Annotated in this window: 14 protein-coding genes; 9 read left to right on the forward strand and 5 right to left on the reverse strand. The window is 72.2% G+C overall.

The window, feature by feature from the left end; all coding sequences use genetic code 11:
* Window positions 1–36: 36 nt before the first annotated feature.
* From hmgA to ACK1X7_RS12380, 3 genes are all read left to right on the forward strand, one after another.
* On the forward strand, window positions 37–1,386 hold the full coding sequence (hmgA, locus tag ACK1X7_RS12370) for a homogentisate 1,2-dioxygenase (protein ID WP_385153466.1): 1,350 nt from the start codon (window positions 37–39) through the stop codon (window positions 1,384–1,386).
* Between the two features lie 95 nt (window positions 1,387–1,481).
* Window positions 1,482–2,231 (forward strand): GntR family transcriptional regulator, encoded by a 750-nt coding sequence (locus ACK1X7_RS12375; RefSeq protein WP_216340222.1) that lies wholly within the window; start codon window positions 1,482–1,484, stop codon window positions 2,229–2,231.
* 484 nt (window positions 2,232–2,715) lie between these two features.
* Window positions 2,716–3,924 (forward strand): type ISP restriction/modification enzyme, encoded by a 1,209-nt coding sequence (locus tag ACK1X7_RS12380; RefSeq protein ID WP_413115090.1) that lies wholly within the window; start codon window positions 2,716–2,718, stop codon window positions 3,922–3,924.
* A gap of 219 nt (window positions 3,925–4,143) precedes the next feature.
* On the opposite strand, the gene ACK1X7_RS12385 is transcribed toward ACK1X7_RS12380, so the two are convergent.
* A complete protein-coding gene (locus tag ACK1X7_RS12385) occupies window positions 4,144–4,407 on the reverse strand; it encodes a hypothetical protein (RefSeq protein WP_361502623.1) in 264 nt (87 codons plus the stop codon).
* A gap of 222 nt (window positions 4,408–4,629) precedes the next feature.
* Here ACK1X7_RS12385 and ACK1X7_RS12390 point away from each other — a divergent pair, with 222 nt between their 5' ends.
* From ACK1X7_RS12390 to ACK1X7_RS12400, 3 genes are all read left to right on the forward strand, one after another.
* Window positions 4,630–6,144 (forward strand): DUF4331 domain-containing protein, encoded by a 1,515-nt coding sequence (locus tag ACK1X7_RS12390; RefSeq protein WP_413115091.1) that lies wholly within the window; start codon window positions 4,630–4,632, stop codon window positions 6,142–6,144.
* Between the two features lie 128 nt (window positions 6,145–6,272).
* Window positions 6,273–7,634, forward strand: coding sequence for a tetratricopeptide repeat protein (locus tag ACK1X7_RS12395; protein WP_385152991.1), 1,362 nt, complete (start codon window positions 6,273–6,275; stop codon window positions 7,632–7,634).
* The gene (locus ACK1X7_RS12400; RefSeq protein WP_413115092.1) at window positions 7,631–9,304 is read left to right on the forward strand and encodes a sulfite exporter TauE/SafE family protein; all 1,674 of its coding nucleotides are present in this window, start codon (window positions 7,631–7,633) and stop codon (window positions 9,302–9,304) included. The genes ACK1X7_RS12395 and ACK1X7_RS12400 overlap by 4 nt, the downstream gene beginning before the upstream one ends.
* A gap of 92 nt (window positions 9,305–9,396) precedes the next feature.
* On the opposite strand, the gene ACK1X7_RS12405 is transcribed toward ACK1X7_RS12400, so the two are convergent.
* Window positions 9,397–10,203 carry an SGNH/GDSL hydrolase family protein gene (locus ACK1X7_RS12405; RefSeq protein ID WP_385152997.1) on the reverse strand — a complete coding sequence of 269 codons (807 nt, stop codon included), beginning with the start codon at window positions 10,201–10,203 and terminating at the stop codon, window positions 9,397–9,399.
* 426 nt (window positions 10,204–10,629) lie between these two features.
* On the opposite strand from ACK1X7_RS12405, the gene ACK1X7_RS12410 reads away from it, so the two are divergent.
* Window positions 10,630–11,025, forward strand: a complete 396-nt coding sequence (locus ACK1X7_RS12410; RefSeq protein WP_385153000.1) for a hypothetical protein — start codon at window positions 10,630–10,632, stop codon at window positions 11,023–11,025.
* Window positions 11,026–11,029: 4 nt separating this feature from the next.
* On the forward strand, window positions 11,030–12,133 hold the full coding sequence (locus ACK1X7_RS12415) for a GNAT family N-acetyltransferase (RefSeq protein WP_385153003.1): 1,104 nt from the start codon (window positions 11,030–11,032) through the stop codon (window positions 12,131–12,133).
* Between the two features lie 58 nt (window positions 12,134–12,191).
* On the opposite strand, the gene ACK1X7_RS12420 is transcribed toward ACK1X7_RS12415, so the two are convergent.
* Window positions 12,192–12,845 (reverse strand): hypothetical protein, encoded by a 654-nt coding sequence (locus ACK1X7_RS12420; RefSeq protein ID WP_413115093.1) that lies wholly within the window; start codon window positions 12,843–12,845, stop codon window positions 12,192–12,194.
* A gap of 209 nt (window positions 12,846–13,054) precedes the next feature.
* Between ACK1X7_RS12420 and ACK1X7_RS12425 the strand changes: the two genes are divergently transcribed.
* Window positions 13,055–14,167 (forward strand): DUF5925 domain-containing protein, encoded by a 1,113-nt coding sequence (locus ACK1X7_RS12425; protein ID WP_390793914.1) that lies wholly within the window; start codon window positions 13,055–13,057, stop codon window positions 14,165–14,167.
* Between the two features lie 49 nt (window positions 14,168–14,216).
* Here the strand turns inward: ACK1X7_RS12425 and ddaH are convergent, their stop codons facing one another.
* The gene (gene ddaH, locus ACK1X7_RS12430; protein ID WP_385153009.1) at window positions 14,217–14,993 is read right to left on the reverse strand and encodes a dimethylargininase; all 777 of its coding nucleotides are present in this window, start codon (window positions 14,991–14,993) and stop codon (window positions 14,217–14,219) included.
* Between the two features lie 13 nt (window positions 14,994–15,006).
* Window positions 15,007–15,411: a GntR family transcriptional regulator gene (locus ACK1X7_RS12435; RefSeq protein WP_390793855.1), complete on the reverse strand. Its 405-nt coding sequence runs from the start codon at window positions 15,409–15,411 to the stop codon at window positions 15,007–15,009.
* Window positions 15,412–15,502: the final 91 nt, after the last annotated feature.

The raw sequence follows: 15,502 nt of genomic DNA on the forward strand, positions 1-15,502 counted from the left end.
GAATCCGGCGGTGCGGCGGAGCGGCGGGAGCGCGCGATGGGTGATGGCACGGGCATCGAGCAGCGGATCGAGCAGGCGCGGAAGGCCGCCGAAGGGCTGGAGTACGCCTCCGGCTTCGGCAACGAACACAGCAGCGAGGCCGTGCCCGGCGCACTGCCCATCGGCCACAACTCCCCCCAGCGAGCACCACTCGGGCTCTACGCGGAGCAGCTCAGCGGCACCGCGTTCACCGAGCCGCGCGCCACCAACCGGCGCTCCTGGCTGTACCGCATCCGGCCGTCCGCCGCGCATCCGCCGTTCACCCGGATCGCGGGCGGCGCGCTGCGCGGCGCGCCGTTCACCGAGGCCGTGCCCGACCCCAACCGGCTGCGCTGGGATCCGCTGCCGGAGCCGCCGGAGGGCACCGACTTCCTCAGCGGGCTGTGGACGCTGGGCGGCAACGGCGACGCCACCCAGCGCGCGGGAATGGCCATCCACCTCTACGCCGCCAACGCGCCCATGACCGACCGGGTGTTCAGCGACGCGGACGGCGAGCTGCTGATCCTCCCCGAGCGGGGCGGGCTGCTGCTGCGCACCGAGTTCGGCCTGCTGCGCGCCGAGCCGGGGCATGTCGCGCTGATCCCGCGCGGGGTGCGGTTCCGGGTGGAGCCGCTGGAGCCGTCCGTGCGCGGCTATGTGTGCGAGAACTACGGCCGCCCCTTCACCCTGCCCGACCTCGGCCCGATCGGCGCCAACGGGCTGGCGAACCCCCGCGACTTCCTCGCCCCGGTCGCGGCGTACGAGGACGTGGAGCGCCCGGTGGAGGTGGTCAACAAGTTCTGCGGCAATCTGTGGGCCGCCCGTTACGACCACTCGCCGCTGGATGTGGTCGCCTGGCACGGCAACCATGTGCCGTACGTGTACGACCTGCGCCGGTTCAATGTGCTCGGCACCATCAGCTACGACCACCCGGACCCGTCCATCTTCACGGTGCTCACCTCACCCTCCGACACCCCCGGGCTCGCGGGCGTGGACTTCGTGGTCTTCGCCCCGCGCTGGCTGGTCGGGGAGGACACCTTCCGGCCGCCCTACTTCCACCGCAATGTGATGAGCGAGTACATGGGGCTGATCGAGGGCGCATACGACGCGAAGACCGGCGGCTCGGGGGGCTTCGTACCGGGCGGTGGCTCGCTGCACAACATGATGTCCGCGCACGGCCCGGACCATGAGACCTTCGAACGGGCGAGCGCGGCCGAGCTGACGCCGCACCGGCTGGACGACGGGCTGGCCTTCATGTTCGAGACCCGCTGGCCGGTCACGGCCACCCGGCAGGCGCTGGAGGCGGACCATCTCCAGGGGCGCTATGACGACGTATGGCAGGGTCTGGAACGCCATTTCCGCCCCTGACCGCCGCCGTTGACGCCGTTGACGCCGTCCAACGCCGTCGACGCCGTTGGACGGTGCCCGTGCGGCCGCTGCCGTGACTCGTGACCGGAGACCGCGTGACCACCTTCGCCCCCGACTCCCTCGCCCTCAACCGCAAGCTGCCGCTCTGGTACCAGGTCTCGCAGTCGCTGCGGGCCTCGATACTCGGGCGGGCCCCGCACGATCCGCTCCGGCTGCCGACCGAGGACCGGCTCGCCGAGCACTACGGGGTCAGCGTGCTCACCATGCGGCAGGCGCTCAAGGAGCTGGAGACCGAGGGGCTCATCAGTCGCCACCGCCGCCGCGGCACCTTCATCGAGCCGAGCGCGCGGCGCGCCGCGCCGGTGCGGCTGCTGGGGTCGGTGGACGCGATCGTGGCCCAGCAGTCGGGTGAGCGGACGACGGTCCTGGAGCACGGCCCGGCGCCGGTGCCGGCGGAGCTGGCGGAGTACTTCCCCGGCCTGGACGAGACGACCGCCTACCGGCGGCTGCGCCGCGACGGCCACAGCGGCGAGCCTACCAACTGGGCGGAGAACCTGGTCCACCCCGAGCTGGCCGACCGCATCGACCTCGCGGACCTCGCCCGGTGGCCGATGACGAAGGTGCTGCGGGACGCGGTGGGGGTACGGATCAGCCGCATCACGGACACGGTGGAGGCCCGCCTGGCCGACCCCGAAACCTCCCGCCTGCTGCATGTCCCACTGCTCAGCCCGATCCTGCACTACACGGGCGTGACCTACGACGAGAGCGGCCGCGTGGTCGACGTGGCCCGCATCCACTACCGGGGCGACCGCTTCTCCTTCTCGGTCACGGTCGAGGCCGACTAAGCGCTCCGCTGGAGGAAGTGTCGCGATGCGTCGTCGGCCGACTGCGGCACCGTCGTGGCGGGTCCCACGCGGCCGAGCCGCACATCGACACAGCCCCGCGCCACTTCGGGACGCTGCCCGAACCGTAGCGGACTTCCTCTGACCTGCTCAGCTCTCGCCCCCGGCGCCGCCCCACCTCGTCCGGCCCTCCAGCCCCTCCGGCGAACGCAGACCAGCCCCTCCGGCGTTTGAGGAGCGGGGTCCAGGGGCGGAGCCGCAGGCGGGGTCCGGGGGCAGAGCCCCTGCCGCGCAAACCAGCCCCCCCGGCGATTGAGGAGCGGGGTCCGGGGGCAGAGCCCCTGCCGCGCAAACCAGCCCCTCCGGCGATTGAGGAGCGGGGTCCGGGGGCGGAGCCCCTGCGGGGTCCGGGGCCGGGCCCGGTTGCGGGAAGGGGCGGGGAGGGGAAAAAACCGCCGGACACCCCCCACTCGGCCGGATCGATAGCATGCCGACCGTGGGAGAACGTGACGCACCGCTGCTACGGGATCTGATGCCCTGGGCCGTAGGACCGCTACGGCTCGGGCGGGCATGGGCCATGGCACCGGACGCCACCTCGCTCCAAGCCCGGTGGGAACGGCTGACGGGGGCAGCGGACGAGGCCGGACGGGCCGCCCTGTTCCGGCCGACCCGCGCCCGCACGCTGCACAGCTCCGTACCCCAGTTGCCCGGCCAGCCCACCTCCACCGCCCGCCTGGCCCGCGAGGACGGCCCGTGCCCCGAACCGGTGCGGATCGCACACGGCCCCTTCGACCAGCTCTGGCTGATACCGGATCACCGCCTGCTCGACGCCGCCCGCCCCGAGCTGTGGCGAGTGGCGGACGACCGCCAGATCCATGTCATCGAGGCCGCCGGACCGGACCCGGACCCGGTGCTCGGCTTCTCCGCGCTGCTGCCGGACGGCCACTCCCCCGCGGGCCGCCCCGGCCGTATCCGTCCGCTCTACCGCCGCCCCGGCGGCCAGGAGCCCAATCTCGCTCCGGGGCTGCTGGACCACCTCACCACGCGGCTCGGCCGCCCGGTGACCGCCGAGGACTTCCTGGCGTGGACGGCGGCCACGGCGCGCGGCGCCCCATGCGCCGTACCTCTGACCGCCGACCCCGAGGCGTGGGAGTCGGGCGTGGAGCTGGGCCGCCGTGCGCTGTGGCTCCATACGCGCGGGGCGCACAGTGGTGAACGCCCGCGCATGCCAGGTGGCCAGCGCCCCTACGTTCGTGCCGCGCTTCCGTCGAGCGGGCTGCCGGACTCCCTGGACTACGACCCGGACGACGAGGCCCTGCTGCTGGGCGAGGGCCGTATCTCGCCGGTGCCACGGGCGGCATGGGAGTTCCAGGCGGGCGGGGTGCGGGTGCTGGAGACATGGTTCGAGCAGCGCACCGCCGCGCGGGAGCCGGGCACGCTGGAGGCGATCGGCCCGGCGGGCTGGCCGCCCGCGTGGACTTCGGAACTGCTGGAGCTGATCACCGTGCTGGCGCTGCTCGCCGAGCTGCGCCCGGAGCTACGGGCCCTCGCCGACCGGCTGGCCGACGGCGCGCTGATCGACGCGGTGGAGCTGCGGGAGGCGGGGGTACTGCCGGTGCCCGGCGCGGCCCGGCGCCCGGCGTCCGTACTGGACCACCATGAGGAGGGCCCGGAGGGCCAGTTCGCCCTCCTCTGAGCCCGCTGAGTCCTCTGAGTCCGCACATACGGAAGGCGCGCCCGTCTCCGGACGCGCCTTCCACTGTCCATGGCCGTACGGCCGGCCTGGCCTCTCGTCGGCATCCCACGGCAACATCGGCGTGGGGTGGATCACAGCACGGACTCACCGGCTGGAGCGAACCGGTTGACCCCGTGCCTGCCCGGGATGACGAACGAAGACGCCTACGGGCCGGCCGGGTCAGCCGTGGTTGCCGAACAACGTGCGGCGCAACCGGCGCAGCGGCGCGAACAGCGACACCCGCGCACCCCGGTTGTTCTTCGCACGCGTGTGATCGCGCGCGGTCAGCTCCTGCATCAGCACCGTCGCGCCCTCCGCCTCCCGCTGGGGGACGGCAGGGCCGCCCATCACCGCGAGGTGGCGCTCGAGCCGCGCGCTGGACGCACCGCTTCCGCAATTGATCGCAGGCACTCGTGGCCTGCTCCGTACCGTTATCTGCTCCATGACACTCCCCACCCGTACGAGGGCACCCGCCCCGGGCAGAGTAACCCTACCTCCCCGAGCCGTCACCCACGCATCCCATGTTCCGGATTCACCACCGAGTCAAGGGTGTTGACGATACCTATCACCCGCAAACAAATTCCCGGGCCGACCAATCCATCCGTTCGCCGGGCCCGAATAGCCGCTTGAAGGACTGCTCCGACAAGCGTGCGAAGGACCTACAGGATGACCGCAATCACCAAGAGCTTGGCCGCGCTGGTTAGCTGCGCACTGGCCGCCGGCGGGCTCACGGCCGCCGGTGTGGCCGTACTTCAGCCCGGGACGGCGCAGGCTTCGAGCCACCGCGAGGCACCGCTGATCTCCGGTCAGCCGCAGTACGACGCCACGGACGTCTACGCGTTCGTCAGCCCGGACAAGCCGGACACGACCACCATGGTCGTCAATGTGCTGCCGTTCCAGGACCCGGCGGGCGGCCCCAACTTCTACAAGTTCGCCCATGACGCCCGCTACGACCTGCATGTCGACAACAACGGCGACGGCCAGGGCGATCTGCTGTTCCGGTGGACCTTCAAGGACCACCTCAAGAACGGCGACACGTTCCTCTACAACACCGGCCCGGTCAACTCGCTCGAGGACGCGACCCTCAACTTCACCCAGACATACGACCTCGAAGTCATCAAGCTGAAGCATCAGAAGGCCGTCGCCCGCGCCAAGCTCGGCAGCGACCTGCCGGTCGCCCCGTCGAACGTCGGCAAGGCGTCCATGCCCGACTACCAGAAGCTCCGCGACCAGGCGGTGCGGAAGATCGGCTACAGCGGGGGCTCGACCGCCTTCGCGGGCCAGGCCGACGACCCGTTCTTCCTCGATCTGCGCGTCTTCGACCTGCTGTACGGCGGCGATATGTCCGAGGTCGGCAACGACACCCTCAAGGGCTACAACGTCCAGTCGATGTCCCTCCAGGTCCCGACGTCGGCGCTGACCGAGTCCAAGGACCAGCCGGTGATCGGCGTATGGGCCACCACCCACCGCCAGACCGCCGACGGCGACTGGACGCAGGTCTCCCGGCTCGGCAGCCCGCTGGTCAACGAGGTGGTCATCCCGCGCAAGGACAAGGACAAGTTCAACGCCTCCGCGCCGTGGGACGACGGGCAGTTCCTGAAGTTCGTCCAGGAACCCGAACTCCCCAAGCTGGTCGAGCAGATCTACAAGATCAAGGCCCCGGACACCCCGCGCGACGACCTGGTGCAGGCGTTCCTCACCGGGGTGCCCAAGCTCAACCAGCCGCCGAACGTCCGCCCCGCCGAGGAGCTACGGCTCAACACCTCCATCCCGCCCACGGGCAGCCCCAAGCGGCTGGGCGTCCTGGACGGTGACAACGCGGGCTTCCCCAACGGCCGCAGGCTCTCCGACGACGTCCTGGACATCGCGCTCCAGGCCATGGAGGGCGAGCTGCTCGGCAAGAAGAACGACCTGGGCGACGCGGTGGACGCGAACGACCAGAAGTTCGGCGGCTCCTTCCCGTACCTGGCGCTGCCCAGCTCCGGTTCGGACGCCAAGGCCGTCCAGAAGAGCGCCGGGCAGTCGCTGCTGAACGGCGGTTCGGGCATCGGTTCCTCCTCCGACGACAACATGGTGCTGGCCGGGTCCGCGGCGGCCGGTGGCGGGGCCGTGCTGCTGCTGGGCCTCGGATTCCTCTGGATGCGGTCGCGCCGGCGGGCTCCCCGCCTGCGCCGGCACTGAACCACGGGCGCCCTCGGGCCCGTATCACCGGGCGCGGCCCCGCCGACACCCGCGCGGCGGCCGCGCCCGGCGCCCCACCCCTTCCGTCCCATCGCGCGTTGGTGCTCATGCGAAAGGCAGCTTTCACCATGGCTCTTCGGCCATTCCTTCCCCATACGGCCAGGACCGCGGCCGTGGTGTTCGCGCTCGCGGCCGGGCTGACCGCCACCTCGGTCGTGATCGGCGCCTCGGCCGGGCCGGGCGGGCCCGGCGGCGGCCAGGACGCCGCCCGCGGGGTGCGCCCGGCCGCCGCGCGGTACGAGCAGCTCAGCGGCGACGGCCTGGCCCGGCAGATCGGCGCCATGCAGACCCATCTGCGCGGCGAGCCGAAGGACGCGGAAAGCTGGGCCGGTCTCGGCGCGGCCTATGTCGAGCAGGCCAGGACCAGCGGCGACCCCACCCGCTATCCGCAGGCCGAGAAGGCGTTCGCCCGGTCCCTGTCCCTCCAGCCGCGCGACAACGACGTGGCGCTCGCCGGGCGCGCCTCGCTCGCCGCCGCCCGCCATGACTTCCGGGGCGCGCTGCGCGACGCCGACCAGGCCCTGAAGGTGAACTCCTACAGCCAGGGGGCGCTGGCCGTCCGGGTGGACGCCCTCGTCGAGCTGGGCCGCTACCAGGACGCGTACAAGGCCGCCAGGAAGGCCGACTCGCTGCGCCCCGGCATCCCCGTCTTCACCCGCCTCGGCTACGTCCTCGAACTGCGCGGCGACCCGGCCGGGGCGCGCCGGGTGCTGCTGCGCGCACAGGACTCCGCGACCTCGCCAAGCGATATCGCCTACGTCTCGACGGCGCTGGGCCAACTCGCCTGGAACCAGGGCGAGTACGCCACCGCGCGGCGCGCGTACGCCACCGCGCTGCGCGCCGTGCCCGGCTATCTCCCGGCACTGGAGGGCCGCGGCCGCACCTCGGTCGCGGACGGCCGTCAGAAGGCGGGGATCCGCGATCTGGAGGCGGTCGTACGGCGTTATCCGCTGCCCGCGGAGCTGGCGGCGCTGGGCGAGGCGTACGAGGCGCGGGGCGACCGCTCCCTGGCTCGGCGGCAGTACTCGGTGGTCGGCACCTGGATCACGCTCGCACGGGCCAACGGTGTGGCGACCGACCTGGACAGCGCGCTGGTGGCGGCCGACCACGGCGAGGTGAAGGAGGCGCTGAAGGCGGCCCGCGCCGAGTGGGCCCGGCGGCGGACCGTGCACACGGCGGACGCGCTGGCCTGGGCCCTGCACCGCGACGGCGAGGACGACAAGGCCCTGGAGTACGCCGAGCGCGCCGCCGGGCCCGGCTACCGCAACGCGGCGTTCCTCTACCACCGGGGCGTCATCGAGAAGTCCCTCGGCGACGACACGTCGGCACGCCGCCATCTGAAGGCCGCGCTCGACCTCAACCCGGGCTTCTCCCCGACCGGCGCGCGGGCGGCGAAGGCCGCGCTGAAGGCCCTGGGGGGTGCCCGATGACCATTGCGCACTCCGCCCCGTCCCGAGCCGCCTACCGCTCCCGAATCCTCGCGGGCGAAACCCGGAGCACGCCCCCGAAGCGGCGCACCCGTTGGCGGCTGACGGCCGCCGGTGTGCTGATGGCGGCCGTCGCGCTGGTGGTGCTCCCCACCGGGAGCGCCGAGGCGCATCCGCTCGGCAACTTCACCGTCAACCGCTACGACGGGCTGGTGGTCACCCCCGGGACGCTGCGGATCGACCATGTCGAGGACCTCGCCGAGATCCCCTCGGCGCAGGCGAAGCCGGAGATCGACCGTGACGGCGACGACACGCTGTCCGGGCGGGAGTTGGACGCATGGGCGGCCCGGCGGTGCGCGAGCGCGGCGGAGGGGGCGCGGCTGACCGTGGACGGGCGCCGGGTGCCCGTACGTGACGGGCGCGCCCGGGCCCGCCAGCGCCCCGGCCAGGCCGGGCTGCCGACCCTGCGGGTGGAGTGCGGGCTGACGGCCACGCTGGGGCACGGCGAACGGGCGGCCGTCGCATACCGCCCACAGGACATCGGTACGGGCCCCGGCTGGCGGGAGGTGACCGCGCAGGGCGACCGTATGACGCTCACCGACGCCGACGTCCCCAAGACCTCCGCCTCCCACCGGCTGACCCGCTATCCGGCGGGGCAGCTCTCCTCGCCGCCCGATCAGCGGTCGGCCGCGCTGCGCGTCACAGCGGGCGGGCCCGCGCTCGCCGCCACGGCGGAGTCCGTCCGGGACGACGCGATCGGCTCGTCGGTGCTGCCGCGCGGTGTGGACCGCTGGACGCAGGCGCTCACCTCCATGGTGGCGCGCCATGACATCACCCTCGGCTTCGCCCTTACGGCCTTCGCCAGCGCCGTACTGCTGGGCGCGATGCACGCCCTGGCCCCCGGCCACGGCAAGACGATGATGGCGGCGGCGGCCGCGGCGGGCGGGCGCAGCGCGCTGCGCGATGTGCTGGCGCTCGGCGCGTCGGTGACGGTCACGCACACCTTGGGGGTGTTCGCGCTGGGGCTGCTGGTCACGGCGGGGTCGGCTGCTGCCCCGTCGGTGATCTCATGGCTGGGCATCGCGAGCGGCGTGCTGGTGGCGGTGGCCGGGGCGGGGCTGCTCCGCAAGGCACTGCGCCGCCACCGGCAGGCGCGCGCCCATCACCACGGCCACGATCACGGCCATGACCACGCGCACGGCCATGCACACGACCACGCCCACGACCACAGCCATGAACACGACCACAGCCATGAACACGGTCACGCGCATACGCACACGCACGACCACGGCGACGGTCACACCCACACCCATGAGGTGCGGCCCACTCTGCGCGGCACGCTGCTGCTCGGCTTCGCCGGGGGCATGGTGCCCAGCCCCTCCGCCGTCATCGTGCTCGTCGGCGCGGCCGCGCTGGGCCAGGCGTGGTTCGGCTTCGTCCTGGTGGTGGCGTACGGGCTCGGGCTGGCGCTGACGCTCACGCTGGCCGGGTTCGCCGCGGTGCGGCTGGGCGTGCGGGCCACGGAGCGGCTGGCGGCCCGTAAGGCGTCGGGGGGCCGGATCGACCGGCTGCTGGGGGCGGTGCGCCGCGCCTCGCCGGTCGGAACCGCCGCCGTCGTACTCGCGCTGGGGTGTGGACTGGTGCTGAGGGGAGCGGCGACCACGCTCGGTTGAGGTGGACCCGGCCCGGGTCGCCCGGTGACCACGGCCCGCGAGGAGGCCCCGACGGCCGGGGCCTCCTCTTCTGCGTGTGGTGGCGGGGACGGTCAGGCGGCCGAGCTGAAGACCGGGAGGTAGCCACCGGACTGGCCGGCGGGGGTGGGGTGGTAGGACTCGTCGATGGGGAAGGTGACGCTGTTCAGCCAGGCGTTGCCGGAGCAGATCTCATGTCCGGCGAAGGTCGTGGTGACGTCGCCGAAGCTGAAGCCGTGGTCGGCGGCGCGCTTGGCGGTGACGGAGTTGAGCAGATCGGCACCGCTGTTGATCGCGGCGCGCTCGGTCTCGGTGAGGCCCACGATGCAGGAGCCGCCCAGCTTGTAGAACCGCGGGTAGCCGAGAACGACGACATGCGCCGAGGGGGCCTTGGCGCTGATGGCGTTGTAGACCTGGTCCAGCTTGCCGGGCAGGGTGTTCTGGACGAACGTCTTGGCGCTGTTGACCGCGTTGACGCAGGTGGACTCGGACTGGAGCACGCAGGTGGTCATGATGTCGGCGAAGCCGGCGTCGTTGCCGCCGATGGAGATGGAGACGAGACCGGTGCCGGAGCCCAGCGGGCCGAGCTGATTGTTCAGCACATCGCCGGTCTTGGCGCCGGAGCAGGCGGTGAAGTTGAAGCTCGAGGGGGCGTGCGCGGCGGCCCAGAGCGCGGGGTACGCCTTGCTGCTGCGCTTACAGTTGCCGCTGGCGCTGTCGTAGCTGCCCGAGCCGAGGCCGGATGAGTAGGAGTCGCCCAGCGCCACATAGGCGGGGCCCGCGCTGTTCTCGGTGGCATGGGCTGCGCCGGCCCCGGTGAGGGCGAGGACGGCACCGACGACGAACGCACCCATCGTCGCCGTGAGTCTGGACAGTTTCATTCGATCTCCCTAGCAGGATCACTGCTGTGCCGATATGAGGCGCGATGACCCGGTAAAGGGCAATCGCGTTCGAAACCGTCAGCCACGCCGCCAGGGATCGTTTCAGCGGTGTGACATGGATATGTCATCCCGCGCAAACGGCCGATCTATGCGGGTAGTTGGCAAAAATCTTTCGGTACCCGGCCGATACGTCCATAGGTCGGACGGAATGACGTCCATAGGTCGGATGGGATCCGGATGAGTCACCACGCCCCGCCCCCACTCCTCCGGCGCACGACCGGCGCATAGGGCGCGACCAGCGCTGATGGGCACTCAACCCCGCGCCCGAAGGTGGACCGTTCGCACACTTTCTCCGTCTTGACGGCATCCGTCGGCTGCGCGACATTGAAGCCCGGCATCCGGCGCTTCGGGGGGCAAAGAACGCCAATGCATACCATCACTGACAAGAGACCGGCGGGTGGGGACTGGCTGCCGGTGATCGCGGGGGCCGCGGTCGGCATCGCGGGCATCGGGGCGGCACTCGCGCTGACCGACATCCACTCACCGCTGCGGGCGCCGTTCACGCTGTTCTTCCTGCTCGCCGCGCCCGCGCTGGCCATCGGCAGCGCACTGCGCGGGCTGGACGCGCTGCTCCGCCCGGTGCTGGCGGTGGCGGGCGCGCTCGCGCTGGATCTGCTGGTGGCGCAGGCGATGCTCGCGCTGCGGCTGTGGTCGGCGCGCGGCGGGGTGGCGGCGGTCGGGGGCTTGAGTCTGCTGATCCTGGTCCCGGCGCTGGTCACCCGCCTCACGCGGCGACGACGTATGACCCAGAGTCAGGAATAGATTCGTGGAGATCGGTGTGTACCGCCCGGGGGAGCTGACGGCGGCCGACCGGGCGGTGTGGACGGCCATGCAGTCACAGGCGCATCTGCTGGGCGCGCCGGAGCTGGCGAACCCCTTTCTGTCACCGGAGTTCACGCTGGCCGTCGGCCGCTGTAGACGCGGGGTGCGGATCGCGGTGGTCCGCGAGGAGGGCGAGCCGGTGGCCTTCTTCCCCTTTCAGCGGACCCGGCTCGGGGTGGGGCGGGCGATCGGTCTCGGCCTTTCGGACGCCCAGGGCCTGGTGCACCGGCCCGGGTTCCAGTGGGACGCCCGGGAACTGCTGCGCGCATGCTCCCTGGCCGTCTGGGAGTTCGACCATCTGGTGGAGGGGCAGAAGCCGTTCGCGGTGGGGGCCCGTGGCTCCTTCCCCTCCCCCGTGATCGATGTGGAGCGGGGCTATGAGGCATATCTGGCCCGGCTGCGCGACCGTTCGCCGAGGTTCACCCGCACCACCCTGGCCAAGGGGCGCAAGCTCGGCCGGGACGTGGGCGAGGTGCGCTATGTGCACGACGAGCGCGATCCGGCCGTGCTGCGCACCCTGATCGGCTGGAAGTCCGCGCAGTACCGCAGGACCGGGCGCAGCGACCGGTTCGCCCGGCCGTGGATCATCCGGCTGGCGGAGCAGCTCTTCCACACTCGCGGCGCCTCCTGCCGGGGGCTGCTGTCGGTGTTGTACGCGGGCGGGCGGCCGGTCGCCGCGCATTTCGGGCTGTGCTCGGAGCGGGTGCTCGCCTGCTGGTTCCCGGCCTACGACCCGGCATATGCCAAATACTCGCCCGGACTTGTGCTGCATCTGCGCATGGCGGAAGGGGCCGCCGCGCAGGGTGTGGACTATCTCGATCTCGGGCGCGGCGAGAAGGAATACAAGGATTCCCTGAAAACACGCGACCTCAGCGTGTCGGAGGGGTGGGTGACCCGCCGCCATCCGGTGGCGCTCGGTCACCGGGCACGGCGCGCCCCGGTGCGCGCACTGCGCAATACCGTGGTTTCCCGGCCGGAGCTCTTCGGGCCGGCCGACCGGGTGCTCAAAGGCATGGGCAGCCTTCGGAAAAGGAACCCACAAGGCTGACGAACAAAATTACCAAGGGGGGTGTAGCCGCAAGCGGCTTGCCACACAGTTTGCGACGTCAATACCGTCGCACATCCACCTGTTTCGGGACCATCATCACAGGCGGCTCCAGGGGAGGGGCTTCATAGCGTCGCGATGGTTCTCGGGACGGGAAACGCGGTAGGGGGCGTGCCGCGTCCGGCTGTCCTGATCCTTTTGGGATGCGCCGTGCACGCGGGCCGCGAGGCCAGAGCGCGGCGAAGTCCTCGTAGTGCTCGGGGGTGGGCGCGGTCTCCAGGGCCTTCTGCGACCAGTCCGTACGTCCCGGCTCGCCGCCCTTCATCCAGTCGGGCGCGCAGCACAGGGTGAGCACGGGCGCGGTGCCGGTCCGGCGCATCAGGGCGATGCGGCGGTCGAGGTCCGCGAAGTCGTAGTGGCCCGGGGACGGCTCGGGGTTGCCCGCGCCCCATCCCATGATGTGCTGGTTCTGCGGCATCGGATGGCCGGACAGCAGGGCGCTCGCGGCCTTACGGCCGCTGTCCGTGCCCTGGTCGGCGCTGTACTGGGTATGGGTGAATCCCCAGCCCAGGCCCCTGGCGCCGGTCTTCCCGCGCGCCGACTGCGATCCGTTCCGCCCCTCGCCCGTGCCGGGCCCGCCGGAGCAGGTGGCCGCCAGCAGCGCCAGCGTGACCGTACCGGCGCCGAGCAGCGCGCCGGTCCGCCGGCGCCTCATTTGCCATAACCTGGCCAACCCGCCCCGTTCCCTTCCCTGACGCCCCACAACGGGTAAGAGTATCCATGAACGCCCCCATTCCAGTGGGGTTCCGTGGAACAGCTCGGTAAACGGCCACAAACCTTGGTGCGCCCTCGCCCCCGGTCCTGGATCATGGGGCCGGGTGCGCTGACCGACGCACCGGCCCCCCCGTTCTCAGGAGGCAGACCCTGCCTACGACACCCGCCGAAGAGTCCCTTCCCATCCGGCTCAACGTCGACGACAGCGATTCGCCGTCCGATGTCGTCGACGCGCTCTTCCTGGGGCGCTTCGCGACCGGCGAGCAGCCGTACGCCCGCAGTCACTCCGTCGACCGGGTGCGGTCGGGTGTGACGCTGCTGCCGCCGTCCGCGACCGTGCTGCGCGCGGCCTGCGACGACGACCGCAGCGCGACGCTCGCCGAGGGCGACGGCTGGACCCTGCTGATCTCCCGGTGGAACCGGGGGGCCGATGTGACCGTGACCGCCGTGGACGACGCCCTGGCCGAGAAGGTGCTCCACCAGGCCGTCGACGGCGCGGAGGACGAGCCGGAACCCCAGCCGGAGAACGTGTCGATGGGCTTCTGGTACGTCTCGCCGCGCCGCGGACCGCATCGCACCTCGCGGCAGATCTCGGCCGGGACCTGGGAGGAGATCCGCGGCAACTACACGGCGCCGGTCGCGGAGGCCATGGACGGGCTGATGAAGGTCACCCCGGACGACATCGCCGGCCGCCTCCTGCTGCTGCACGGCCCGCCCGGCACCGGCAAGACCTCGGCGCTGCGCACCCTGGCCCGGTCCTGGCGGGAGTGGTGCCAGGTGGACTGCGTCCTGGACCCGGAGCGGCTCTTCACCGACGTCGGCTATCTGATGGACATCGCCATCGGCGAGGACGACGGCACGGCCAAGGGCCGCTGGCGGCTGCTGCTCCTGGAGGACTGCGACGAGCTGATCCGCGGCGAGGCCAAGCACACCGCGGGCCAGGCGCTGTCCCGGCTGCTGAACCTGACGGACGGTCTGCTCGGCCAGGGGCGCAATGTGCTGGTCGGGGTGACCACCAACGAGGACCTGGAGCGGCTGCATCCGGCGGTGGTCCGCCCCGGCCGGTGTCTGGCCCGGATCGAGGTCGGCAAGCTGACCCGGTCGGAGGCGGTCGGCTGGCTCGGCGGGGAGGTGGACGACCGGGACGGTGTGATCGGACGGGACGGGGCGACGCTCGCGGAGCTGTACGCGCTGCGGCGCGGCACCCGGCCGCCCGCCGTGCCGTCGCAGCCGGGGGACGCGGACGCGGGGCTGTATCTGTGAACCGGGGCCCGGGGCCTGAGAGTCGGGCCCCCGGGTCCCGGTTCTCAGGTCAGGCGTAAAGCTCCCGCAGCCGCACCGAAAGGCAGGTCACACAGCCCTCCATCTTCTCGAACTCGCCGATGTCCACCGGCACCGGCTCATAGCCGAGCTCGGCGAACAGCTCGGCGCTGCGCGGCGCGCTCTCCGCCATCAGCAGCTTGCCGCCGCCGAGCAGCACCACATGGGCGCCGGACTCCTCGGGGACGGGGAGGAAGCGGTCGAACGCGTCGGGGTCGTCGACCAGTGGCGGATAGCCGATGACGGTGCCGTCCGGCAGCGCGGTGACGGCCGACTTGAGGTGGAGCACCTTGCTGACCGGTACGGCCACCACCCGTGCGCCCAGCGGCTCCAGCGCGGCGCGCAACTGGCGGATGCCCTCGCCGTTGGTGCGTCCGCCGCGTCCCACGTAGACGGTGTCGCCGATCTTCAGGACATCGCCGCCCTCCAGCGTGCCCGGCTCACGGATCCGGTTCAGCGAGCAGCCGAGCCCGGTCACGGCCTCCTCCGTCGTCACCGTCTCGGGCCTGCGGGACTCGGCTCCGGGGCGGGCGATCACCGCGACGTTCCGGTGGACGACCATGGTGTCCTCGACGAACACCCCGTCCGGGCAGTCGTCCAGCGGCGGCAGCTCCACCGTCTCCCAGCCGTGCGCACGCAGCGCCACGACATAGACCTCCCACTGCCGCAGCGCCAGCGCGGCGTCGACCGGTGTGCGGTCGATATGGGTGACAAGCCCCTCGGCGAGGCGGGGGCTGGGGCGTCGGACGAGGGCTTTGCGGCTGGTCATGGGGGACAGCATGTCAGGCGGGGCCGGCGGCAGAGCTTCCAGTGGGGTCTCCGTAGGCGGCTCGCAGGGCGTCCTCGACGGCGGCGAGCGCGGCGGCGCGGTCCAGACCCAGGCGGCGTGCCCGCTGGACATAGGTCTGGGCGGCCTCGGCGGCCTGGCGCCGGGCCGCGTCGCCCGCCGCCGCGATGAAGGTGCCGTGGCGGCCACGGGTCTCGATCACACCGTCCGCCTCCAGGGCCCGGTACGCCTTGGCGACGGTGTTCGCCGCCAGCCCCAGCTCCTCGGCGAAGCCGCGTACGGTCGGCAGTTTGTAGCCCACGGGAAGCGCGCCGGAGCGGGCCAGCTCGGCGATCTGTGTGCGGATCTGCGCGAAGGGGGCGGTCGCCGCGTCCTGGTCGACGGTGATCTGCAAGGCCACGTTGGGGCTCCTGGGGCGTGGGCGGGGTGGTTTGTGGCCCCCATTGTGTGCCAGGGCGGGCGCTGTCCGGCCGATGGCCGGTGGCCGGTGG

Origin of the sequence: Streptomyces sp. CY-1 (genome assembly GCF_047218265.1) — a bacterium.
In the GTDB taxonomy this organism is placed as follows: Bacteria; Actinomycetota; Actinomycetes; order Streptomycetales; family Streptomycetaceae; genus Streptomyces; species Streptomyces niphimycinicus.